Here is a 22,193-nt window from a genome sequence, read left to right on the forward strand (position 1 = left end):
GCGGGTCTCCAACAAGGTGGGGCTGGAGTCCAACCCCCACAACTTCCTGCTGATGCATGCCATGGGGCCCAACGTGGCCGGGGTGATCGGCTCGGCGGTGGCCGCCGGGGTGATGATCAAGTACCTCGGCTGAGGAGGATCCCTGCCATGACAGACGGCGCCCTCGGGCGCCGTCTGTCGTTTCCGGGGGGTCGGTTCTTCACTGCATGCGGATGCCGCCGTCCAGACGAATCACCTCCCCATTGAGCATCGGATTGGTGACGATCTGCTCGGCCAGGCGGGCGAACTCGTCGGGCCGGCCCAGGCGCTTGGGGAAGGGCACCGCGGCGGCCAGGGCCTGGGCGGCCTCGTCGGGGATCTTGCTCATCATCGGTGTCTCGAAGACCCCGGGCGCTATGGCCATCACGCGGACGCCGTGGCGCGAGAGCTCTCGAGCCGCGGGCAGGCTCATGCCCGCCACCCCGGCCTTGGAGGCGCTGTAGGCGCACTGCCCCACCTGGCCGTCGAAGGCGGCGATGGAGGCGGTGTTGATGATCACGCCGCGCTCCCCATCCTCGCCGGGGGCGTTCTTCGCCATGGCGGCCGCGGCCAGGCGCATCACGTTGAAGGTGCCCACCAGGTTGACCTGGATGGTGCGGTTGTAGGCGTCGAGATCCGCGGGGTTGCCCTCGCGGTCGACCAGCTTGCCCACGCTGACCACACCGGCGCAGTGCACCACTCCGGCAAGGCCACGTCCCTCCGAGAGGGCCAGCGCGGCATCGACGGCCGCCTGGATGTCCTCACCGGAGGTGACGTCGCCGCGCACCGCTCGGGCCGCGTCGCCGAGGGCCTCGGCATGGGCCTCTACCGCATCGCTGAGATCGCAGAGCACTACCCGGCCGCCTCCGGCGACCAGGCGTTCGGCGGTGGCCGCCCCCAGCCCGGAGGCGGCGCCGGTGATCAGGAAGGTGTTGTCCTTCACGTTCATGCGGGTTTCCTCGATATCATTTGGCCGCTGCGGCGTCCGCCTTGTCTGAGGCATCCGCGCGCAGCTTGAAGCGCTGGATCTTGCCGCTGGGGGTCTTGGGCAGTTCATCGACGAACTCGATTACCCGTGGGAAGGCGTGGGTCGAGAGCCGGTCGCGCACCTGCTTGCGGATCTCGTCGGCCAGCTCGTCGCTTGCCTCGTAACCCTCGCGCAGCACCACGTAGGACTTGATGATCTCGCCGCGGATCTCGTCGGGCTGGCCCACGGCGGCGGATTCGGCGACCGCGGGATGGGTCATCACGCTGTTCTCCACGTCGGTGGGGCCCACCCGGTAGCCGGAGGTGGTGATGATGTCATCGTCGCGGCCGGCGAACTGGAAGGTGCCGTCCTCATTCTTGATCACCACGTCGCCGGTCAGGTAGTACCCCTCGGCGAAGGGGTGCTTCTCCTGCCAGGTGTAGCCGGCGAAAAAGTGGGCCGGGGAGTTGGCAATGTCCACCGCCAGCACGCCCGGCTCGCCCGGGGGAAGCTCATTGTATTCGGCATCGAGGATCGCCAGGCGATAGCCGGGCATCGGCACCCCCATTGCGCCGACATGCTTGGGGTGGTCCAGCGCATGGTGGTTGTTGCAGGTCATGCCAGTCTCGGTCTGGCCGTAGTGGTCCATGACCGGACAGCCCAGCGAGCGCTCCACCCAGGTGACCACCTCGGTATTGAGCGGCTCGCCGGCGGAGCTCGCCGCCCGCAGTTCGAGGGTCTGGTGGGCATCGTCGAACAGACCTGAGGCCTTCATCAGGCGATAGGCGGTGGGCGCCGCGGCGAAGTTGGTGATGTGGTGGCGCTTCATGAAGGCCAGCGCCCCCTCGGCACTGAAGCCCGCCTCGCAGAAGTGGGTGGTCACGCCCAGCAGCAGCGGACCGGCGATGGCGTAGTAGAGGCCGTAGGCCCAGCCCGGGTCGGCCATGTTCCAGAAGCGGTCGGTGTCGCGGAGGTCGACGGCCAGTTCCATGTAGAGCGCAAAGGCCGGCATGCCGGCCAGCGGCACCGCCACGCCCTTGGGCTTGCCCACGGTGCCGGAGGTGAACATCTGCAGGAAGGGCGCCTCGCGCGCCAGACGCGGCGGCGTGGCCTCGATCGGCGCATGGGCCATGGCCTCCGTCCAGTCCAGGTCGTCGGCGTGCTTGCCGTCGGGGCCACCCACGGCAAGCACCGGCGGGCATCGGGTCAGGCCGTCGAACTTGAAGCGGTTGGCGTGATCGGTGATCACCAGCCTGGTCTCCGCCCGGCCCAGGCGGTAGTCCACGGCATCCGGCCCGAAGGCGGTGAACAGTGGCTGGTAGACCGCGCCGATGCGCCAGGTGGCCAGTACCGCCACCAGCAGCTGCGGGGTGCGCGGCAGCATGCAGGCGATGCGATCCCCCTCGCCCAGACCGCGCTCGGTGAACCAGCCGGCGAGCCTTGCGCTCTCGGCGTCCAACTCGGCGTAAGTCAGGCGGTTGACCTCGCCCCGGGTGTCCTCGTGGACCAGCGCCAGGACATCGCCCCGGCCGGCGCGGAGATGGCGACCGCAGCAGGACTCATAGGCATTGGCCTTGCCATCATGGTGATCGTCGAGGCGCGCGATGACATCCTCGATGGAGAAGGACTCGAGATAGGTCTGGTAGTCGGGAAGGGTGCTCATGTATTGCCCTCTCGCGGTTAGTGCTTGTTTTATCGGCAAACGGTGGCGGCCATGGAAAACGGCTGGCGTGTACGCTCACCCTCTGGTTAGATGCAGTTGACGTAAGCGTCAACCTAGCAAGCGCTTGGTACAAGCTAGAGGCTCCCGAGGAAGGGGGCAAGCCCTGAACGGCAAGATGGGACTAGACGATGGTCGAGCGTAACGGGCCGAGGGTAACCAGGGGGCATCGCAACAGGATCAAGCGGCCCGGTGGGTGATCATGGCCACCAGCTCGTGGGCGAGGTCGTCCGTAGAGCGCGGACCGGACGGGTCGTACCAGCGCACCGTCCAGTTCAGTGCCCCCATGACGAAGCGAGACACCAGGAAGCGGTCACCGTGAATCAGGCCGGCCTCCAGCGCCTCGTCGATGACCTGCTCCCAGAGCGACTCATAGGCATCGCGCAGATGGCTCAGGTGGTCTCGCGCGCCAGGTTCGAGGCGGCGCCATTCGTAGAGGGCAACCACATGGGCGTTGCGGTCGGTGAGCAGGGTCTGCAGATGCGCTCTCGCCATGGCCTGCAACCGCGCCTCGGCAGATTGGTCACAGTCTTCGAGGGCGGCCTTCGCCATGACCAGCGCGTTCTGGGTGCCCTCCTCGATCACCGCCGCGAGGATCTCCTGCTTGTCGCGAAAGTGATGGAAGAGGCTTCCGGACTTGATGCCCATCTCCTGGGCGAGCATGCGAACCGTCGTCCGGTCGAAACCCTCCTGGACGAACAACTGTGCCGCCTGACGGGTCAATTCCTTGCGGCGCGGAGAGTCATTCATTACATTCATCGAGATTTACACTAGCGCTTGCTTGGTTGACCCTGAGAAGACCATAGCCTCGACGCCGGGTCAACGCGCGACGGAACCCCGAAAACGACAATCGCACAACGACAACCTCAACTACCGCCGGCCACCACCGGAACACCTCGGGAGCACACGCCATGAGCCAGTCCAACGACATCGTCTTCCTCTCCGCCGCCCGCACTCCCATGGGGGGCATGCTCGGCAGTCTCTCCAGCCTCACCGCGCCGGAACTCGGCGCCACCGCCATCCGCGCAGCCATCCAGCGTGCCGGCATCGATGCCGAGAGCATCGACGAGGGTATCATGGGCTGCGTGCTGCCCGCCGGCGTCAAGCAGGGTCCGGCCCGCCAGGCCATGCGCCAGGCCGGCATCGCCGACGCCATCGGCGCCACCACCATCAACAAGCTGTGCGGCTCGGGCATGAAGGCCGCCATGCTGGCCCACGACCTGATCCGCGCCGGCAGTGGTGAGGTGATGCTGGCAGGGGGCATGGAATCCATGTCCAACGCGCCTCATGTGCTCACCAAGGCCCGCACCGGCTACCGCCTGGGGCATGGGGAGCTGAAGGACCACATGTTCCTGGATGGTCTCGAGGACGCCGAGACCGGCAAGCTGATGGGCGTCTTCGCCCAGGAGGTCGCCAGCCAGCGCGGCTATGGCCGCGAGCGCCTGGACGACTTCGCCATCGCCTCGCTGGAGCGGGCCATGGAGGCGACCAGGGCCGGTCACCTGGATGCAGAGATGGCACCGGTCACCGTCACCAGCCGCCAGGGCGAGAGCGTGGTGGACCATGACGAGCAGCCCTTCCAGGCCAGGCTCGACAAGATTCGCGGGCTGCGTCCGGCCTTTGCCAAGGACGGCACCATCACCGCGGCCAATTCCAGCTCCATCTCCGACGGCGCCTCGGCGCTGATCCTGTCCAGCCAGGCCGCGGCGGACCGGCTCGGCGCCCGGCCCATCGCCCGGATGCTTGGCCACAGCACCCACTCGCGTCATCCCAGCGAGTTCACGATCGCCCCGGTGGGCGCCATCGAGAAGCTGATGAAGAAGCTCGACTGGGGCGTGAACGACGTCGACCTCTTCGAGGTCAACGAGGCCTTCGCGGTGGTCACCCTCATGGCCATGGACGACCTGGGCCTGCCCCACGACAAGGTCAACGTCTTCGGCGGCGCCTGCGCACAGGGGCACCCCATCGGCTCCACCGGCTCGCGGATCATCGCCACCCTGATCCACGCCCTGCGCACGAAGGGCGGCAAGCGCGGCATCGCCAGCCTGTGCATCGGCGGCGGCGAGGCGACCGCCGTGGCCGTGGAACTGGTCGATTGACCGGTCGACATGACAGGGGAAGTCGAGATGCGTGAGTGCCGGATCGCCACGCCGGCAGGAACGCTTCACGCCTTGCGCCACCTGCCGGGTGGCGCCGGCGTGACCGGCATCCCCATCGTGCTGATGCATGACTCGCTGGGCTGCGTGGCCCTGTGGCGTGACTTCCCGGAGCGCCTGGCAGAGGTCACCGGGCGCGAGGTGATCGCCTATGACCGACTGGGGTATGGGCGATCCGCGCCCTACCCCGGAGCGCAGCCCACGCACTTCATCGAGGAGGAAGCCGAGACCTTCGCCGTCGTTCGCGAGCAGCTGGCCCTCGAGCGCTTCGTGATGCTCGGCCACAGCGTCGGGGGCTGCATGGCGGCCGCGATCGCCGGGCGCCATGTCGACGGCTGCGAGGCGCTGGTCACGGTGGCGGCCCAGGCCTTCACCGAGCCGCGCACCCTGGTCGGCATCCGCGAGGCGCAGCGTGACTTTGCCATGCCCGAGCGAATGGCACGGCTGGAGAAGCACCACGGAGACAAGGCCGGCTGGGTGCTGGAGGCCTGGGTCGAGACCTGGCATTCCGCGCCCTTCGCGAACTGGACCCTGGATGCCAGCCTCGCCGGGGTGCGCTGCCCGACCCTCGCCATCCACGGCGAGCACGACGAGTTCGGATCGTTGGCGCAGCCGCGTCGCATCGCCTCGCTTACCCCGGGACCCGCCGAGCCAAGGATCCTGCCCGACTGCGGTCACGTGCCACACCGGGAATGCCCGGAGCGTCTGATCGAGGCCTTCCGGCCCTTCCTCGAGTCCATCCAGGCGCGCTAGCGCTCGACACCATCGGCGCCGCTCGTGTGAAGCCTGTTCAGCGAGGCGGCGACAGGCGATCCAGGCGCAACCGCTCGCGGCCGTCAAACAGCCGACGGCTGCCCGCGGCCACCGCCGCCAGGGTCCCGAAGCCTGTGCCTAGGGTGATGGTGAACATCACCAGTATCTGGTACTTCACCGCCAGGGCCGGCGAGCTGCCGGCGAGCATCTGGCCGGTCATCATGCCCGGCAGGCTGACCACCCCCGCGGCGGCCATGGCATTGATCATCGGCATCATGCCGCTGCGCATCGCCTCCCGGCGGATGTCGCCGATGGCCTCCTGCCAGCCCTGGCCAAGCATCAGCCGGTTCTCGATCACCGCACGCTGGCGCCAGGCCGTGTCGGTGAGACGGTCCAGCGCCAGGGCGACCCCGGTCATGGTGTTGCCAAGCATCATGCCCAGCAGCGGGATGGCGTATTGCGGCCGGTACCAGGGATCCGGGCCGATGATCACGGTGAGCGTGAGCACGGTGACGGTGAAGGAAGAGAGAAACATCGCCAAGGTGCCGATGCCGAAGGCCCACCCCCCGATCAGCCGGCGCTTCTGGCGGGCCATCACCTCGCGCCCGGCGATCAGCAGCATGCCGAGCGCCATCAACGCCACCCAGTAAAGCCTGGCCGAAGAGAAAAGCGCCTCCAGCACCAGGCCGACCAGGCTGAGCTGGATCACCGTTCGCGCCGCGGCGACGAGCAGGCTGCGTCCCATCTCCAGCCGAGCCAGTACCGTGCAGCCCGCGAGTGCCACCACCATCATGGCTGCCAGGGCCAGCTGCCACCAGGCCAGGTCGATCACGCCCACTCGCCCACCTCCTTTACCAATCGATGGCCGACGATATGCCGGTGATGATCCGCCACCCGCGCGATCTGCGCCGGGTCGTGGGCGACCCAGATCACCGGCCAGCCCCGCTCGCGTATCCGCGCCTTGAGCCAGGACTCCACCCGGCGGGTCGTGGCATCGTCCAGGTTGGCGGTGGGCTCGTCGAGCAGCAGCGCCGAGGGTTCCCGGCTCAGTGCCCGGACAAGGGCAAGGCGCTGCTGCTCGCCCGAGGAGAGACGCGAGACCTGCCAGTCGAGCACCTCGGGGGTGAATCCCAGCGCGACGAGGTCGGCCGGGCGGGCATCGGCCAGGTGCTCGCCCACCGTATCGGCCCACCAGTGGCTTTCAGCGGGCACCAGCATCACCCGGGCCCGCCACTGGTGCCCGGCGACCGACGACTGGGCCGTACCGCCCAGCCATGCCTCACCGTCATGGGGCTCCAGGTCGGCCACCGCGCGCAGCAACCGGCTCTTGCCCGAACCGCTGGTGCCGGAGAGGCAGAGGATCTCGCCGGGGGCGAGGGTCAGGCTGACGGCATCGAGGTCACCGATGCGCAGCCGATCGAGGTGCAGGGCATCATTGGCGGGCACGCGAGGCTCCATGACGTGGGGGTTCAAGGACGTGGGGGCTCAATGACTCAGGGGAGGCGGCATGGGGTCGATCATAGCAGCTCCCGGCCACCCTGCCGGCGAGACGATTGAAGACATATGGGAAGTCATATACCGTCGATTCGACCATCCCCACCCTGCCGGGAGGCCTTCCCATGACTCGCCCCGCCGCGGCCGACGCCCCGAAGACGACGGAGGGCATGGGCCTGTTCGAGCGCCTCCTCTCCCTATGGGTGGCGCTGGCCATCGTCGCCGGCGTGCTGCTCGGTCAGTTTGCCCCGGTGATCCCCGAGACCCTGTCTCGCTTCGAGGTGGCTCAGGTGTCGATCCCCGTGGCGATGCTGATCTGGGCGATGATCTTCCCGATGATGGCCCAGATCGACTTCACCGCCGTGCTCGGCGTGCGCCGCCAGCCGAAGGGGCTGATCATCACCACCACGGTGAACTGGCTGATCAAGCCCTTCACCATGTTCGCCATCGCCTGGTTCTTCCTGATGGTGGTATTCCGGCCCTGGCTGCCCGAGGCCATGGCCAGCCAGTACCTGGCCGGCGCCATCCTTCTGGGTGCCGCGCCCTGCACCGCCATGGTCTTCGTCTGGAGCACCCTGACCCGCGGTGATGCTGCCTATACCCTGGTACAGGTGTCGCTCAACGACCTGATCATGCTGTTCGCCTTCGCGCCCATCGTGGTGTTCCTGCTGGGGGTCTCGAACATCCAGGTTCCCTGGGACACCGTGGCGCTGTCGGTGGTGCTCTACATCGTGATTCCCCTGGCCGCCGGCGCCCTGTGCCGACGCACCCTGATCGCCCGTCACGGCATCGAATGGTATGACGACGTCTTCATGCAGCGGATCGGGCCCATCACGCCCATCGGGCTGATCATCACCCTGGTGCTGCTTTTCGCCTTCCAGGGCGAAGTCATCCTCGAGGCGCCGCTGCACATCCTGCTGATCGCCATCCCGCTGATCATCCAGACCTTCCTGATCTTCTTCCTCGCCTATGGCTGGGCGAAGATCTGGCGGGTCCCCCACTGCGTGGCCGCACCCGGGGCGATGATAGGCGCCAGCAACTTCTTCGAGCTGGCGGTGGCCGCCGCCATTGCGCTGTTCGGGCTCCAGTCGGGCGCGGCACTGGCCACGGTGGTCGGCGTGCTGGTGGAGGTGCCGGTGATGCTGGCCCTGGTGCGCATTGCCAACGCCACCCGCCATCGCTTCCCCCCGGAGGCCTGACGGGGGGGATATTGTGGGGAACATCGTGCCGAGCTGACGCGGACAGCGAGGCGTGACTTGATATCCGTCAAGCTCGCTGCAGGGCGGCCTGTCCGACATGGGGGTTTGCATATAGATTGAAGCCGTCACCCCTACCCTCACGCGGGGTCCAGCATGCCGGACGCCAACCCACATCCCTCCGCTCCCCAGCGGTTGAGAGCCTTGGCCAGTGAGAATCCCGGCCAGCTCCGCTGGTTGAGCGCCATGGTCGGCATCTTCCTGCTGATCTACTTCCTTCCCGCCGGATCGGCCCGGTTCGACAACGCGGTGCTGGAGGGCATCCGGCTGACGCACTGGTACGCCCAGGAGCATGTGATTCTCTGCCTGCTACCGGCCTTCGTGATCGCCGGCGCCATGGCCGCCTACCTGAGCCAGGGCGCGGTAATGCGTTATCTGGGTCCCGATGCGCCCATGCCGGTGGCGTTCGGCATGGCCTCCGTCTCCGGCACCCTGCTCGCGGTCTGCTCCTGCACCGTGCTGCCGCTGTTCGGCGGCATCTACCGTCGCGGCGCCGGACTGGGGCCGGCGGTGGCCTTCCTCTACTCGGGGCCCGCCATCAATGTCATGGCCGTCGTGGTCACTGCCAAGGTACTGGGCCTGGAGCTGGGACTGGCCCGGGCCATCGGTGCCATCGTCTTCGCCGTGGTGATCGGGGTGATCATGCATCTCCTCTACCAACGAGAAGAGCGGATCCGCAGCCAGAGCAATGCCCGCGGCTTCGGCGATGGCGATGACAGTCGCCCGCTGGGGCAGGTGGCGGCCTTCTTTGGCCTGATGGTGGGCATCCTGGTGTTCGCCAACTGGGCGGCCGCCGACAGCCCGGCGTGGATGGCCATTCATGCCTGGAAATGGCCGACCACCGGGGCACTCTCGCTGCTGTTCGGTTGGCTGCTGTGGGCCCGTTGGGGCTGGCCGGCCCGCTGGCTGCTGAACCTGGGCGTCGCCGTGGCGCTGGCGGTGCTGCTCGCACCCGGCGACCCCGAGCTGGCTTTTGCGGTGGGCATCATCGGCCTCATGCTGATCGCCATCCTGCGCGAGGACGATCAGGAGTGGGCCGAGCAGAGTTGGGACTTCACCAAGCAGATCCTGCCACTGCTGCTGGTCGGCGTCTTCGTGGCCGGCCTCCTGCTGGGTCGTCCCGGCGAACAGGGCCTGATCCCCTCTGAGTGGGTCGTGATGGCCGTGGGGGACAACGGCCTGCGCTCCACCTTCCTGGCCTCGCTGCTGGGCGGCTTCATGTACTTCTCCACCCTCACCGAGGTCCCCATCGTCCAGGGCCTGCTGGGCAGTGGCATGGGCAAGGGGCCGGCGCTGGCGCTGCTGCTGGGCGGTCCCGCCCTGTCACTACCCAACATGCTGGTGATCCGCACCATCCTCGGCACCCAGAAGACCCTGGTCTACTGCAGCCTGGTGGTGGTGATGGCCACGATCACCGGCTATCTCTACGGCCAGCTATGGCCGTAGCGACACACCAAGGAGCATGACCATGAAACTGAGCATCTACGGCAAGGGCTGCAGGAAATGCGAGCAGCTGACCGACAATGCCAGGGCCGCCGCCGAGGCGCTGGGTTTCACCGTGGAGATCGAGAAGGTCACCGACATGAACGCCATCATCGACAAGGGCGTGATGCGCACCCCGGCGCTGGGGGTCGACGGCGAGGTAGTCATCGAGGGCAAGGTGGCAAGCGCCGAGGAGATCCAGCGCCTGCTGAAGGCCTGACAGGCACGGGCGCACCTTGCTCAGCGGCAGATCTCGCCGCACAGGGTGGTTGACCATGGCATCGAGGAACCTGGCGCACTTGCCTTGCCGGGGAGCGACGGCGACCATGGCAGGATGACCGCCTTCCTGCACCGCCACGCCCTGGCCATCATCGTGCTGGCCCAGCTCTGCGGCACCTCGCTGTGGTTCTCCGTCAACGGGGTGGGCCTGTCACTGGCCCGTGACCTTGGCTTGACCGAGGCCGACCTCGGCCGGCTGACCCTCACCGTTCAGGCCGGCTTCATTCTGGGCACCTTGAGCATCGCCGCCAGCGGCCTGGCCGACCGCTTCCGGGCCAGCCGCATCTTCGCCGTCTCCTGCCTGCTCGGCGCGCTGACCAACGCGGGCTTCGTGCTGGCGGCCGACACCCCCACCGCCAGCCTGGTACTGCGGTTCGCCACCGGCCTCTGCCTGGCCGGCATCTACCCCCTGGGCATGAAGCTGGTGATCGGCTGGACGCCCAGCCACAGGGGAGCGGCCCTGGCCTGGCTGGTCGGCATGCTCACCCTGGGGACCGCCCTGCCCCACCTGCTGCGGGGCACGACCCTGGGCCTCCCTTGGGAGTGGCCGCTGCTCGGCGCCTCGCTGCTTGCGCTGGCGGGTGGCGCGATCATTCACCTGCTCGGCGATGGCCCCCACCTGCCGCCGCCCGCCGGCCCCACCCGTCTGCGGGAGGGCCTGGCGGGTCTTCGTGCACCGCGCTTCCGGGCCGTGGCCGGCGGCTACTTCGGCCATTGCTGGGAGCTCTACGCCCTGTGGATGCTGACGCCCTTCCTGGTGGCCCGTGAACTCGGGCGCCTGGAGGCCTCGATGGATCTGGTGCCATGGCTGTCGTTCGGGGTCATTGCCCTCGGATTCCTGGGCTGCGTGGGGGGCGGCGAGCTGAGCCGCCGGCTCGGCAGCCTGTGGGTGGCCCGACGCGCCCTGGCCACCTCAGGGCTGATCTGTCTGGCCTACCCACTGATGTATTGGGCACCGCCGGGGCTGCTGCTCGTGCTGCTGGGCGTATGGGGCCTCACGGTGATCGCCGATTCGCCACAGTTTTCGGCCCTGGCCGCCGCCACCGCCCCCCACGCACGGCTCGGCTCGACACTGGCGGTGATGAACGCCGTGGGCTTCGCTCTGACCATCCCGGCGATCTCGCTCACCTCGAGCCTGTGGGCCGCCCAGGAGCTCTGGGTGCTGTTGTGGCTGCTGCCGGGACCGGTGCTGGGACTATGGGCGCTGCGGGGTCTTCATTGAGCGAAACACTGTCATGACCGCCTCGGGTGGCGACGGCACCCGGCCAGAGGACGCCGGGCGGCATGTCGAGCAGGGCTAGGTCAGGGAGCGTCACTGGTCACTGGTCATTGATCAGCCTTCGATCAACCCGGCGGCCCGGAGCCGCTCCTTGAGACGCTGGTTCTCCTCGATCAGATCGGTCGCCAGGGCGGCGAGCTCGGGCGCGGCCTCGAAGTCACGTTCCAGCTGACATATCCGCCGGGCACGGGTCAGATCATGACTGGTGAAGCGCCAGCTCGCCACATAGGGCGACCCATCGGCCAGCAGGCCCCTCTCGATGCGTTCGATGACCCACTCGGCCTCGACCGAACAGGCGCGAGCCAGTTCCTCGAGCGTCAGGGTCGCCTCGTCGATCAGTTCGCCGCTGGTGATACGCTGCTGAGTCATGGCCTAGCCCCCCTCCGTTGGCGCGGATCGAAAGCAAGCTCCTGCGCCATGGTCTCATAGAGCTCCCGCGCCCTGTCGGTATCGGCCGGGGGCAGGACCACCTCGAGCTCCACGTAGAGATCGCCCGGCTCCGGTCCCGGAATACCGCGACCCTTCAGGCGCAATCGACGCCCGGATTGAGAGCCGGCGGGCACCTTCACCTTCACTACCCCCGAGGGAGTCGGCGTCTCGATGCTGGCACCCAGGGCGGCTTCCCAGGGCGTGACCGGCACGCGTTGATGCACGTCCCGCCCTTCGACCCGATAGAGCGGGTCCGGGGTAAAGTGGATCTCGAGAAACAGGTCACCCGCCGGGCCCCCTCCCATACCGGGGCCACCCTGGCCGGATAGACGGATATGCTGACCCGCCTTGACCCCCTTGGGTATTCGTACGTTGAGCGTGTGCTCTCGAGACAGTACGCGACCCTGGGCATCTAACCGAGGTACCTGCAGGGTGATCGCCCGAGTAGCACCGTGGTAGGCATCCTCGAGATCGATGACCACCTTGGCATGACGATCCTCGCCACGCATCTGATAACCCCGTCTCCCCCCTGCCCGGCCGCCCTGACCGAACAGGTTGGCGAAGAAGTCACTGAACTCACCGAGGTCGGCCTCCTCGAAGCCTCCCCCGCTGAATTCGAAACCGGCATCCCAGTCCGGTGGCGGCTGGAAATCCTGGCCCGACCGGTACTGCCGAGCCAACTGATCGTAGGCGAGGCGCTTCTCGGGATCGGCAAGCACCGCCTTGGCCTCGTTGACTTCCTGCATGCGCAGTTCGGCGTCCGGCTCCTTGCTGACATCGGGGTGAAACTTTCGCGCCAGCTTGCGATAAGCCTTCTTGATCTCGTCGGGGGTCGCGGTCTTCTCTACCCCGAGAACCTGGTAGTAATCCTTGAATTCCACGTAAGAGGACTCCGGCTGGAGGCCTGTCAATCCAGGCAGGATGACCCGAGCGTCACCCCTGAAAAGACATCGGCGATTGACTCAAGCCTAGTCGAAGATGGCCGAAGGACTAGGCCAGATGCCGCCTCAGCCGGTAACGCAAACCTGCCCCGAGCGCGAGGTCACCGGGCCAATGACTCCCGCGGTAGCGCCAGGGCCAGCGCCGCGCTGGCTGCCACCAGGGCCGCCGATACCCACAGACAGGCGGCGAGCCCCTGGCTCTGATAGAGCCATCCGGAGAGCAGGGTCCCCAGGAGCCGTCCCATGGCGTTGGCCATGTAGTAGAAACCGACGTCCATGGAGACCCCGTCGGCCCTCGCGTAGTGGACGATCAGGTAGCTGTGCCAGCTGGAGTTGATGGCGAAGATCACGCCGAAGGCCAGCAGCCCTGCCACCAGCCAGCCCACCTGGGCCAGGGGCATCAGCGCCAGCAGCGCCGGCAGGCCGGCGAGTGCCAGGGCCCAGGCCACCGTGATGCCCCGCGTTTCGCCCCGGACCCGGCCGGTGAGGCGCGGCGCCTGGGTCTGCACGCCGCCATAGCCGATCACCCAGAGCGCCAGCAGGCCGCCCACCATCCAATGGCTCCAGTCGTGCTGATCATAGAGAAACACCGGTAGTGCCACCACGAACCAAACGTCCCGGGAGGCGAACAGGCACAGCCTGGCCGCCGAGAGTACGTTGACCGCCCGCGACGTGGAGAACACCTCCGAGAACCTGGGCTTGCGTTTCTGGCGGCCCAGATCGGCCCTCAACCGCATCAGGGAGAGGGCCAGCACCACGAGGAGCATCACCGCCATCCCGATCACCGCGCCCCGGAAGCCGATCAGGGTCAGCAGCAGCCCGCCGAGGAAGAAACCGGCGCCCTTGAGGGCATTCTTGGAGCCGGTGAGAACCGCCACCCAGCGATAGAGCGCGCTGCCGGCGCCGGGGCCATCCCTGGGCACCAGCACCTTCACCGCGCTCTTGGCGCTCATCTTGTTGAGATCCTTGGCGATCCCCGAGAGTGCCTGGGCCGCCATCACCCAGGGCACCGTCAGCGATGCGGCGGGCACCGTCAGCATGGCCAGGGCGACGACCTGCAGGGCGAGCCCGGCGTTCATGGTGCGGTTCAATCCCAGCCGGGCGCCCAGCCAACCCCCCACCAGGTTAGTGACCACGCCGAATGCCTCGTAGAAGAGGAACAGCAGCGCCACCTCCAGCGGCGAGTAGCCCAACTGGTGGAAATAGAGCACCACCAGCATGCGCAGGGCACCATCGGTGAGGGTGAAGGCCCAGTAGTTGGCGGTGATCAGCAGGTACTGGCGGACCTCGAAGGGCAGCGCCCTGAGGCGCGCGGCCAGCGGTGTAGCATCAACCATGGCCCACCTGCTCATTTTCCACCGGCTCACTTCCCACCGGCTCACTCCCCACCTTCAGGGCCAGCTCGACGGTTCGGTTGGCGTAGCCCCACTCGTTGTCATACCAGGCGTAGAGCTTGAGCTGGGTACCACCCACCACCAGGGTCGACAGGGCATCGATGATCGCGCTGCGTGAATCGGTACGGTAGTCGATGGAGACCAGCGGACGCTCTTCATGGCCCAGGATGCCGGCCAGCTCCCCCTCGGCGGCCGCCTTGAGCGTGGCGTTGACCTCCTCCACCGTCACCTCGCGCTCGAGCTCGAAGACCATATCGGTGAGCGAGGCGTTGGCCAGGGGCACGCGGATGGCATGGCCGTTCAGCTTGCCCTCGAGTTCCGGGAAGATCGCCGTGATCGCCTTGGCCGAGCCGGTGGTGGTGGGGATCAGGCTCATGCCGCAGGCCCGAGAGCGGCGAAGGTCGGCCCCGTCCGGCGAGCTGGGGGCATCCAGGATGACCTGGGTGTTGGTGATGTCATGTACCGTGGTCATCGATCCATGGCGAATGCCGTAGGCCTCGTGAATTACCTTGACCACCGGCGCCAGGCAGTTGGTGGTGCAACTCGCCGCGGTGACGATGTGATGCCGCTGCGGGTCATAGCGATCGTCGTTGACGCCCATCACCACGTTGAGTACACCCTCCTCCTTCACGGGTGCGCTGACCACGACCCGCTCGACGCCCTGGTCGAGATAGGCCTTGAGCGGATCGGTTGCCCTCATCCTGCCGGAGCACTCGATGGCCACCTGGCAGGCGGACCAGTCGCTGTCGCCCAGCGCACTGTTGGTGCTGAAGGCGATGCGGCGGCCGTCGATCACCAGGGCGTCGTCCTCGGCCTCGATGCCCTGCCCCGGCGACCAGCGGCCGTGTACCGAGTCGAATTCCAGCAGATGGGCGAAGGTGGCGGCATCGCCGCCCGGGTCATTGATGCGCACGACCTCGGCCTCCCCTGCCTCGATACGGGGCCAGAGGCTGCGAAGGGCCAGGCGGCCGATGCGGCCGAAGCCGTTGATGCCGATGCGAACTGTCATGGTGTCTCCTCGAGAAATCGGGATGGATGAAGGATATACGGGATTTCATATATCGCTCCCCCGATGTCAATCCCGTGACGGTATCCAAAACATCGACGGGGAAGCCCGTGGCTTCCCCGTCGATCGTTCTTCCCTCACGGCACCCTCAGCCGTAGCGGCCGGTGATGTAGTCTTCAGTCTTCCTGTTGTGTGGGTTGGAGAACATCGTCTTGGTGTCGTTGTACTCGATGATCTCGCCCAGGTGGAAGAAGGCGGTGTAATCGGCCACCCGCGCCGCCTGCTGCATGTTGTGGGTCACGGTGATGATGGTGAACTGCTGCTTGAGCTTGTCCATCAGGTCCTCGATGGTCGCCGTGGAGATCGGGTCCAGCGCCGAGGTCGGCTCGTCCATCAGGATCACGTCGGGCTGCACGGCGATGGCACGGGCGATGCACAGGCGCTGCTGCTGGCCGCCGGATAGCGAGGTGCCGGGCTGCTGCAGCTTGTCCTTGACCTCCTCCCAGAGGCCGGCATCCCGCAGGGCCCTCTCCACCAGCTCGTCCTGGTCCGACTTGCGGCTCACCAGGTCGTGCATCCGTGGCGCGTAGGCAACGTTCTCGTAGATCGACTTGGGAAAGGGGTTGGGCTTCTGAAAGACCATCCCCACCCGGCGGCGCAGGGCCACCTCGTCCATCTTCGCGGCATTGACGTCGCGACCGTCCATCTCCACCAGCCCCTCGAGACGGACATTGGGGATCAGGTCGTTCATGCGATTGAGGCAACGCAGGAAGGTCGACTTGCCACAACCGGACGGCCCGATCAGCGCCGTGACATTCTTCTGGAAGACATCGATGTCGATGCCCTTGAGCGCCTGGCTCTGGCCGTACCAGAGGTTGAGGTCGCGCACTCGGATGGAAAGCTCGTGGTGGGCATCATCATTGCGCGTCACCGGCTGACCGGGTTCGCGACGTGACCTTTCATGACCTGACCTTTGATCACCTGACATGGGCGCAATACTCCGCTCGGCAACTTGCATGTTCATCTGAGGATATCCTGTGTCGTGTCGGTGGCTACCAACGGCGCTCGAACTTCTTGCGCAGCACCACCGCCGTGGCATTCAGGCTGATGAGGATGGTCAGCAGCACGAGGATGCCCCCGGAGGTCTTCTCGATGAAGGCCCGGTCAGGCTCTCCCGCCCAGGTGAAGATCTGCGCCGGCAGCACCGTGGCCGCCTCGGTGAAGGAGGTGGTGATGTCGGGAATGAAGGCCACCATGCCGACGATGATCAGCGGCGCCGTCTCGCCCATGGCCTGCGCCAGGCCGATGATCGAGCCGGTCATGATCCCTGGCAGCGCCAGCGGCAGCACGTGATCGCGCACCACTTGCCAGCGCGAACAGCCCACCCCGAAGGCGGCATGGCGGATCGACTCCGGCACGCTGCGCAGCGCCGTCCGAGTGGCGATGATGATTACCGGCAGGGTCATCAGCGCCAGCGTCAGGCCACCGACCAGCGGCGATGAACGTGGCACCCCGAAGAAGTTGATGAAGACCGCCAGGCCCAGCAGGCCGAACAGGATCGAGGGGATCGCCGCCAGGTTGTTGATGTTGATCTCGATGGCCTGGGTGATGCGGTTGTCCGGCGCGAACTCCTCGAGATACACCGCCGTCATCACGCCGATCGGGAAGGCCACCGCCAGGGTCACCAGCAGGGTCAGCAACGTGCCCATGGCGGCGGAGGCGATGCCGGCAAGTTCGGGCATCTTGGAGTCACCGCTGGTGAAGAAGGTGGTGTTGAACCTGAGCTCGGCACGCCCCTCCTCTACCAGCCGGTCGACCACGGCCTGGTCGCCGGCCTTGAGCTTGGTGTGATGGCCCTTGAGGTACTGGTCCACCTGGCCGTCGGCCAGCACCCACTCCATGCGCGTGGTGCCCAGCAGGTCGGGGTCGTCCTCCATGCGGCCCGGGATCAGGCGCAGGTAGCCGCGGCTGACCAGCGGACGTGCGTCCTCGTTCAAGGCAGCCAGGGGGATCTGGCTGGCCTGTTCGCTGTAGTCGACCTGGACCTGGACCTGTGCCTGCTGGAAGGCGGGCATGCCCTTGACCAGCATGTCGGCGAAGAACAGCACCAGGAACAGGCCGGCCAGCCCCAGGGCGCCCATGGAGATCCACTTCAGGCGCGCCGTCTTGCGGTGGCGGCGCTTCAGTTGGGCGCTGATGTCGTCGAAGGATTGACTCATAGGAACATGTCCTCGGCGTTACAGGTTGTTGACCCGGTACTTATCGCGGAAACGGCGAATCATGATCACCGAGACCAAATTCAGGCTCAGGGTCACCACGAAGAGCACCAGGCCCAGTGCGAAGGCGGAAAGGGTCTCGGCACTGGCGAACTCCTGGTCGCCGGTCAGGGCGGCCACGATGCGCACCGTGACGGTGGTCATGTCCTCCAGCGGATTGGCCGTGAGGTTGGGCCGCATGCCGGCGGCCATCACCACGATCATGGTCTCGCCCAGCGCCCGCGATACCGCCAGCAGCGAGGCGGAGATGATCCCCGGCAGGGCCGTCGGGATCACCACGTCGCGGATGGTCTCGCCCTTGGTCATGCCCAGCGCCAGCGAACCTTGACGCATGCTGTCGGGGACCGAGTTGATCACATCGTCGGAGAGCGACGAGATGAAGGGGATGATCATGATGCCCATGACGATGCCTGGAGCGAGGGCGTTGTTGAAGGAAGCCTCGAGCCCGAAGAAGCCGGCCACGCTGACGATGATCGGCGCCACGGTGATGGCGGCGAAGAAGCCATACACCACGGTGGGAATGCCGGCCAGCACCTCGAGCACCGGCTTGGCTACGGTACGCACGCGCTGCGGCGCGAACTCCGACATGTAGATGGCGGCAAGCAAACCGATGGGAATCGCCACCAGCATCGCCACCGCGGTGATCATGAAGGTGCCGGCGAATAGTGGCACCGAACCGAACTGGGCGGCACTTCCCCCCTCATCCCCACGACCGGCGGCCTCGAGGAAACTGGCCCCCGGGTTCCAGATGGTCCCGGTGATGAAGTCCCAGAAGTTCTGCATCTGGAAGAAGCGCAGGGCCTCGCCGATGATCGACACCAGAATGCCCAGCGTCGTGAAGATGGAGATCAGCGCGGCCCCCGCCAGCACGAAGCGGATCACCCGCTCGATGGCCTGGCGGGCGTGGAAGTCCGGACGCACCATCAGCATGCCGATGGCAAGCCCGAGGCAGGCAATGGCCAGGCTGCCGCCAAGCAGGTAGAGGGTGGGGATCTCGGCCCCGAGCAGCAGCAACACGAAGCCGCCGAGCGCACTCACCACCATGGCGGGACCCGCCGTCGACAGCACGGCGAACCAGGCGTACTGGTCGGGCTGGGCGTACATGGTCTTGCCGGAGGCACGTACCCGGGAGGCCTTGGCACGCCCCAGGAAGAAGGCTATCAGACCCAGCAGCAGCAGGGCGCCGCCGAACATGGCGATTATCTGGTTGGTCTGCATAGGTGTCTCTCGAAGGAATTCATCCGCAGGCCGGCCCAGGGTGGCCCCGCCCGTCGAAACGTGACCCGGCCGGCAGAGCTTGGCTGCCGGCCGGGTGTGGCAGAGGGCCCGACGTTACTTCAGGTCGGCGAGCTCGAGCGGCTCGTGACTCTCGACTGCCTGGCGTGCTTCCTCGCGCATCTCCTGCGGCGCCGGGATCAGGCCGATGCCCTTCAGGTAGCCCAGCTCACCGATCATCATCTCGCTCATGAACATCTTGGCGAAGGCGTCCATGGCCGGCACCTCGTCGGCGTGCTGGTTCTTCACGTAGAAGAACATCGAGCGTGACACCGGGTACTCGCCGCTGCCGATGGCATCAGGCGTCGGCGCGACACCGTCGATGTTGGACCCGATCAGGGTGTCGGCATTTTCCTCGAGGAAAGAGTAGCCGAAGATACCGAAGGCATCGGTATTCTCGGCCAGGCGCTGGACAATCAGGTTGTCGTTCTCGCCGGCATCGATGAAGGCACCGTCGGTGCGGATGTCGGTGTAGCCTTCACCGCCGTAGGCCTCCATCTCCTCGGAGGCGACTTCCATCACCAGTTCCTCGAAGGCGTCACGGGTGCCAGAGGTGGTGGGCGGGCCATAGACGGCGATCTCGCGCGCCGGCAGGGCGGTGTCGATCTCGCTCCACCGGGTATACGGGTTGTCGACCAGTTCACCATCGACCGGGACCTTGGCGGCGAGTGCCAGGAAGATCTGCTCGCGGGTGACGTCCATCGCGGCGTTGTCGATGGACTGTGCGAAGGCGATACCGTCGTAGCCGATGAAGGCCTCGGTGATGTCGGTGACGCCATTCTCTTCGCAACGCTCGAACTCGGAGGGCTTCATGCGACGCGAGGCGTTGGTGATGTCCGGGGTGTCGTCACCCACGCCGTTGCAGAACAGGCGCAGCCCGCCACCGGAACCGGTGGACTCGATGACCGGCGTCGGGTACTCGGTGGTGGCACCGAACTCCTCGGCCGCATAGCTGGCGAACGGATACACGGTGCTGGAGCCGACGATGCGGACCTGTTCGCGAGCCTGGGCGACACCGGTTACACCGACGACGGCGGCAGCGATGACGGTAGTCTTGAGGATGCGATTCATGGAGCGATCTCCTGTCGAGGAAAGTATTCAACCTTCGCGAGACACACGATGCCCCAGGAAAGTGACAGCTTCATGACAGGCAAGGAACCGCACCCGCTTTCTCACCCTCGGGCCGGGTCAGCGGGTCAGGATCGCGCCGCTGCGCGGCCCGCCAGGACCCGGAACCCGATGTTGCCGAGCGTGGCGGCGACCAGCATGGTCAGCACCATGGGCCAGGCGCTGTCGACCTCGAAGGCCCCCACCAGAATCCCCGCAAGCGCCCCGCTGGAAAACTGGAGAGTACCCTGCAAGGCCGCGGCGGTGGCGCTCATGTGCTGGAAGTGATCGAGCAGCGAGGAGATGGCATTGGGGGCCACCAGTCCGATGGTGCCGGCGAACAGCATGACCAGCGGCACCACGGTCACGAGCGACTCTAGACCGCTGGCCACCATCAGCACCAGTCCCGTGGTGGCGAAGAGCTGGATGCCCAGCCCCAGGCGCAGGTTCTGCTGGGGACTGCGGCGACGCAGCAGGCGGATGTTGAGGCGGTTGGACGCTGCCATGGTCACCACGTTGGCGCCGAACACGATGGGATAGAGTGCCGGCGACAGCCCGAAATGCTCCAGATAGAGGAACGGCGAGGCGGTAATGAAGGCGAACAGCCCGGCGAAGGACATCGAGGCCGCACAGATATAGCCCATGCCCTCACGGTGTCGCAGCACGCTTAAGTAGTTCGACAGCACCTGGCCAAGGGAGGCCGCCGGACGATCCGCCGCCCGGGTCTCTGGCAGCTTGGTGCCCATCAGCCAGAGCAGGAAGGCCGCATAGACCGCCAGGAAGACGAAGATCAGCCACCAGTCGGCGAGATAGAGCAATCCGCTGCCCACCGCAGGGGCCACCAGCGGCGCCAGCATCATGATCATCGCCATGGTCGACATCACCTTGGCCGCCTCCCGCCCCTGGAAGCAGTCGCGCACGATGGCCGCGGAGTTGACCACGCAGGCCCCTCCGCCGAGAGCCTGCAGGAAGCGCCAGGCCAGCAGTTCGGGTAGTGAATCCACCGTGGTGATCACCAGGCTCGCCATCAGGAAGGCCACCAGCCCACCCAGCAGCACCGGCTTGCGCCCCAGCCGATCGGAGAGCGGCCCGAACAGCAGCTGGCCTAGGGCGAAGCCGGCCAGGAAGGTGCTGAGCGACAGCTCCGTAAGATGGATGCTCGCGCCGATATGCTCGGCGATCGCCGACATGGCGGGCAGGTAGGCATCGATGGCGAAGGGCGCCAGGGCCGTGTTGGCGGCCACCAGCAGGGCCACGCGTCGCGAGTCAAGGGTCAATGACGCCTCCAGATGGAGTCTACACAGAGAAAGATAGAGGGCTAATAATAACCAAAAATCCGACCCTCGTCCCGGCCACCTATGTTCGGCCTTCCTGCCTTGCTAGAGTGAGCGCCATGACAACAGGAGAGACCCCACCATGGCAGACGACCTGCTTTCACAACTCAAGTCCATGACCACCGTGGTGGCCGACACCGGTGACCTCGATGCGATCCGCCGCTTCGAGCCGACCGACGCCACGACCAACCCGTCGCTGATCCTCCAGGCGGCCCAGCATGAGGCTCGCCGTGCTCGGCTGGCCGAGATCGCCCGCCATGCCACCGACATCGACGATGCCCTGGACACCGTGGCCGTGGAGATCGGCAGCGAAATCAGCGCCCTGGTACCAGGCTACGTATCCACCGAGGTCAGCGCTCGCCTATCCTTCGACATCGACGCCACCCTGGCCCGGGCCCGCATGCTGATCGCGCGCTATGGTCGTCATGGGGTCGGCCCCGAGCGGATCCTGGTCAAGGTCGCGGCAACCTGGGAGGGGATTCGCGCCGCCCGGATACTGGAGCGCGAAGGCATTCACACCAATCTCACCCTGCTGTTCAGCTTTGCCCAGGCCCAGGCCTGCGCCGATGCCGGCGTTACCCTGGTCTCGCCCTTCGTCGGCCGCATACTCGACTGGCACAAGGCTCAGGCCCCTGACGCCGACTTCAGCGGTGACCGCGACCCGGGCGTCCAGTCGGTCAAGCGTATCTACGAGCACTTCAAGGGCCACGGCTACGAGACCGTCGTGATGGGCGCCAGCTTCCGCAATGCAGGCGAGATCATTGCCCTGGCCGGATGCGATCGTCTGACCATCTCCCCCCAGTTGCTGGAGGAGCTGGAAGGCACCCACGGCCCACTTGAGCGTCGGCTCAAGCCGTTGGACGCCGAGACCCGTGCACCGGAGCCCCTGGATGAGGCCGGGTTCCGCTGGGCGATGAACGAGGACGCCATGGCCACCGAGAAGCTAGCCGAGGGGATCCGCAAGTTCATGGCCGACCAGCGCAAGCTGGAGACGCTGCTGGGAGAGCTCAGGAAGGGATAGACGACC

General features: G+C 66.6%; 22 protein-coding genes. 8 read left to right on the forward strand and 14 right to left on the reverse strand.

The genetic code is table 11. The annotated features are described in order from the left end of the window. On the forward strand, positions 1-133 hold a 133-nt coding region (locus tag ABE960_RS03170; protein WP_349761374.1), incomplete at its 5' end, for a sodium ion-translocating decarboxylase subunit beta. 66 nt (positions 134-199) lie between these two features. Here the strand turns inward: ABE960_RS03170 and ABE960_RS03175 are convergent. The 3 genes from ABE960_RS03175 to ABE960_RS03185 form a co-directional block, all read right to left on the reverse strand. Beyond that, a complete protein-coding gene (locus tag ABE960_RS03175) occupies positions 200-967 on the reverse strand; it encodes an SDR family NAD(P)-dependent oxidoreductase (RefSeq protein ID WP_349760796.1) in 768 nt (255 codons plus the stop codon). 16 nt (positions 968-983) lie between these two features. Further along, positions 984-2,648: an AMP-binding protein gene (locus ABE960_RS03180; RefSeq protein WP_349760797.1), complete on the reverse strand. Its 1,665-nt coding sequence runs from the start codon at positions 2,646-2,648 to the stop codon at positions 984-986. A gap of 237 nt (positions 2,649-2,885) precedes the next feature. After that, positions 2,886-3,455, reverse strand: a complete 570-nt coding sequence (locus ABE960_RS03185; protein WP_349760798.1) for a TetR/AcrR family transcriptional regulator — start codon at positions 3,453-3,455, stop codon at positions 2,886-2,888. Between the two features lie 161 nt (positions 3,456-3,616). On the opposite strand from ABE960_RS03185, the gene ABE960_RS03190 reads away from it, so the two are divergent. Both ABE960_RS03190 and ABE960_RS03195 read left to right on the forward strand, forming a co-directional pair. Beyond that, positions 3,617-4,804 (forward strand): acetyl-CoA C-acyltransferase, encoded by a 1,188-nt coding sequence (locus ABE960_RS03190; protein WP_349760799.1) that lies wholly within the window; start codon positions 3,617-3,619, stop codon positions 4,802-4,804. Between the two features lie 9 nt (positions 4,805-4,813). After that, positions 4,814-5,614, forward strand: a complete 801-nt coding sequence (locus tag ABE960_RS03195) for an alpha/beta fold hydrolase (protein WP_349760800.1) — start codon at positions 4,814-4,816, stop codon at positions 5,612-5,614. 37 nt (positions 5,615-5,651) lie between these two features. On the opposite strand, the gene ABE960_RS03200 is transcribed toward ABE960_RS03195, so the two are convergent. Together ABE960_RS03200 and ABE960_RS03205 are read right to left on the reverse strand one after the other, a co-directional pair. Beyond that, positions 5,652-6,452, reverse strand: coding sequence for an ABC transporter permease (locus ABE960_RS03200; RefSeq protein WP_349760801.1), 801 nt, complete (start codon positions 6,450-6,452; stop codon positions 5,652-5,654). After that, entirely contained in the window at positions 6,443-7,060 is a 618-nt protein-coding gene (locus tag ABE960_RS03205) for an ABC transporter ATP-binding protein (RefSeq protein ID WP_349760802.1), read from the reverse strand. Before ABE960_RS03205 ends, ABE960_RS03200 begins: the two co-directional genes overlap by 10 nt. A gap of 173 nt (positions 7,061-7,233) precedes the next feature. On the opposite strand from ABE960_RS03205, the gene arsB reads away from it, so the two are divergent. From arsB to ABE960_RS03225, 4 genes are all read left to right on the forward strand, one after another. Beyond that, positions 7,234-8,307 carry an ACR3 family arsenite efflux transporter gene (gene arsB / locus ABE960_RS03210; protein ID WP_349760803.1) on the forward strand — a complete coding sequence of 358 codons (1,074 nt, stop codon included), beginning with the start codon at positions 7,234-7,236 and terminating at the stop codon, positions 8,305-8,307. Between the two features lie 153 nt (positions 8,308-8,460). After that, on the forward strand, positions 8,461-9,810 hold the full coding sequence (locus ABE960_RS03215; protein WP_349760804.1) for a permease: 1,350 nt from the start codon (positions 8,461-8,463) through the stop codon (positions 9,808-9,810). Positions 9,811-9,832: 22 nt separating this feature from the next. Further along, the gene (locus ABE960_RS03220) at positions 9,833-10,066 is read left to right on the forward strand and encodes a thioredoxin family protein (protein ID WP_349760805.1); all 234 of its coding nucleotides are present in this window, start codon (positions 9,833-9,835) and stop codon (positions 10,064-10,066) included. Between the two features lie 114 nt (positions 10,067-10,180). Further along, entirely contained in the window at positions 10,181-11,347 is a 1,167-nt protein-coding gene (locus ABE960_RS03225) for an MFS transporter (protein WP_349760806.1), read from the forward strand. Positions 11,348-11,458: 111 nt separating this feature from the next. Here the strand turns inward: ABE960_RS03225 and ABE960_RS03230 are convergent, their stop codons facing one another. The 9 genes from ABE960_RS03230 to ABE960_RS03270 form a co-directional block, all read right to left on the reverse strand. Beyond that, positions 11,459-11,773, reverse strand: a complete 315-nt coding sequence (locus ABE960_RS03230; protein ID WP_349760807.1) for a chaperone modulator CbpM — start codon at positions 11,771-11,773, stop codon at positions 11,459-11,461. Continuing rightward, a complete protein-coding gene (locus ABE960_RS03235; RefSeq protein ID WP_349760809.1) occupies positions 11,770-12,714 on the reverse strand; it encodes a DnaJ C-terminal domain-containing protein in 945 nt (314 codons plus the stop codon). The genes ABE960_RS03230 and ABE960_RS03235 overlap by 4 nt, the downstream gene beginning before the upstream one ends. A gap of 161 nt (positions 12,715-12,875) precedes the next feature. Next, entirely contained in the window at positions 12,876-14,111 is a 1,236-nt protein-coding gene (arsJ, locus tag ABE960_RS03240; RefSeq protein WP_349760810.1) for an organoarsenical effux MFS transporter ArsJ, read from the reverse strand. Beyond that, complete coding sequence (locus ABE960_RS03245; RefSeq protein ID WP_349760812.1) at positions 14,104-15,177, reverse strand: ArsJ-associated glyceraldehyde-3-phosphate dehydrogenase; 1,074 nt, start codon at positions 15,175-15,177, stop codon at positions 14,104-14,106. The genes arsJ and ABE960_RS03245 overlap by 8 nt, the downstream gene beginning before the upstream one ends. A gap of 145 nt (positions 15,178-15,322) precedes the next feature. Beyond that, positions 15,323-16,162, reverse strand: coding sequence for a phosphate ABC transporter ATP-binding protein PstB (gene pstB, locus ABE960_RS03250; RefSeq protein WP_432765330.1), 840 nt, complete (start codon positions 16,160-16,162; stop codon positions 15,323-15,325). A 64-nt stretch (positions 16,163-16,226) separates the two neighbouring features. Next, positions 16,227-17,393: a phosphate ABC transporter permease PstA gene (gene pstA / locus ABE960_RS03255; RefSeq protein ID WP_349760814.1), complete on the reverse strand. Its 1,167-nt coding sequence runs from the start codon at positions 17,391-17,393 to the stop codon at positions 16,227-16,229. An 18-nt stretch (positions 17,394-17,411) separates the two neighbouring features. After that, positions 17,412-18,668 carry a phosphate ABC transporter permease subunit PstC gene (pstC, locus tag ABE960_RS03260; RefSeq protein WP_349760815.1) on the reverse strand — a complete coding sequence of 419 codons (1,257 nt, stop codon included), beginning with the start codon at positions 18,666-18,668 and terminating at the stop codon, positions 17,412-17,414. 114 nt (positions 18,669-18,782) lie between these two features. After that, positions 18,783-19,796, reverse strand: a complete 1,014-nt coding sequence (locus ABE960_RS03265) for a PstS family phosphate ABC transporter substrate-binding protein (RefSeq protein ID WP_349760816.1) — start codon at positions 19,794-19,796, stop codon at positions 18,783-18,785. Positions 19,797-19,921: 125 nt separating this feature from the next. After that, a complete protein-coding gene (locus tag ABE960_RS03270; RefSeq protein WP_349760817.1) occupies positions 19,922-21,109 on the reverse strand; it encodes a Bcr/CflA family multidrug efflux MFS transporter in 1,188 nt (395 codons plus the stop codon). Positions 21,110-21,248: 139 nt separating this feature from the next. Here ABE960_RS03270 and tal point away from each other — a divergent pair, with 139 nt between their 5' ends. Further along, a complete protein-coding gene (tal, locus tag ABE960_RS03275; RefSeq protein ID WP_349760818.1) occupies positions 21,249-22,187 on the forward strand; it encodes a transaldolase in 939 nt (312 codons plus the stop codon). The last annotated feature ends 6 nt before the right edge of the window (positions 22,188-22,193 follow it).

Origin of the sequence: Halomonas aquatica, assembly GCF_040196335.1 — a bacterium.
Classification (GTDB): domain Bacteria; phylum Pseudomonadota; class Gammaproteobacteria; order Pseudomonadales; family Halomonadaceae; genus Halomonas; species Halomonas aquatica.

What these genes read in the sequence shown, in the direction of transcription:
- ABE960_RS03265 (WP_349760816.1), bottom strand. Translation starts at nt 19,796, where the DNA reads ATGAATCGCATCCTCAAGACTACCGTCATCGCTGCCGCCGTCGTCGGT.
- ABE960_RS03175 (WP_349760796.1), bottom strand. Translation starts at nt 967, where the DNA reads ATGAACGTGAAGGACAACACCTTCCTGATCACCGGCGCCGCCTCCGGG.
- ABE960_RS03225 (WP_349760806.1), top strand. Translation starts at nt 10,181, where the DNA reads ATGACCGCCTTCCTGCACCGCCACGCCCTGGCCATCATCGTGCTGGCC.
- ABE960_RS03185 (WP_349760798.1), bottom strand. Translation starts at nt 3,455, where the DNA reads ATGAATGACTCTCCGCGCCGCAAGGAATTGACCCGTCAGGCGGCACAG.
- ABE960_RS03180 (WP_349760797.1), bottom strand. Translation starts at nt 2,648, where the DNA reads ATGAGCACCCTTCCCGACTACCAGACCTATCTCGAGTCCTTCTCCATC.
- pstA (WP_349760814.1), bottom strand. Translation starts at nt 17,393, where the DNA reads ATGAGTCAATCCTTCGACGACATCAGCGCCCAACTGAAGCGCCGCCAC.
- ABE960_RS03220 (WP_349760805.1), top strand. Translation starts at nt 9,833, where the DNA reads ATGAAACTGAGCATCTACGGCAAGGGCTGCAGGAAATGCGAGCAGCTG.
- arsJ (WP_349760810.1), bottom strand. Translation starts at nt 14,111, where the DNA reads ATGGTTGATGCTACACCGCTGGCCGCGCGCCTCAGGGCGCTGCCCTTC.
- ABE960_RS03215 (WP_349760804.1), top strand. Translation starts at nt 8,461, where the DNA reads ATGCCGGACGCCAACCCACATCCCTCCGCTCCCCAGCGGTTGAGAGCC.
- ABE960_RS03195 (WP_349760800.1), top strand. Translation starts at nt 4,814, where the DNA reads ATGACAGGGGAAGTCGAGATGCGTGAGTGCCGGATCGCCACGCCGGCA.
- ABE960_RS03230 (WP_349760807.1), bottom strand. Translation starts at nt 11,773, where the DNA reads ATGACTCAGCAGCGTATCACCAGCGGCGAACTGATCGACGAGGCGACC.
- arsB (WP_349760803.1), top strand. Translation starts at nt 7,234, where the DNA reads ATGACTCGCCCCGCCGCGGCCGACGCCCCGAAGACGACGGAGGGCATG.
- pstB (WP_432765330.1), bottom strand. Translation starts at nt 16,162, where the DNA reads ATGTCAGGTGATCAAAGGTCAGGTCATGAAAGGTCACGTCGCGAACCC.
- ABE960_RS03190 (WP_349760799.1), top strand. Translation starts at nt 3,617, where the DNA reads ATGAGCCAGTCCAACGACATCGTCTTCCTCTCCGCCGCCCGCACTCCC.
- pstC (WP_349760815.1), bottom strand. Translation starts at nt 18,668, where the DNA reads ATGCAGACCAACCAGATAATCGCCATGTTCGGCGGCGCCCTGCTGCTG.
- tal (WP_349760818.1), top strand. Translation starts at nt 21,249, where the DNA reads ATGGCAGACGACCTGCTTTCACAACTCAAGTCCATGACCACCGTGGTG.
- ABE960_RS03245 (WP_349760812.1), bottom strand. Translation starts at nt 15,177, where the DNA reads ATGACAGTTCGCATCGGCATCAACGGCTTCGGCCGCATCGGCCGCCTG.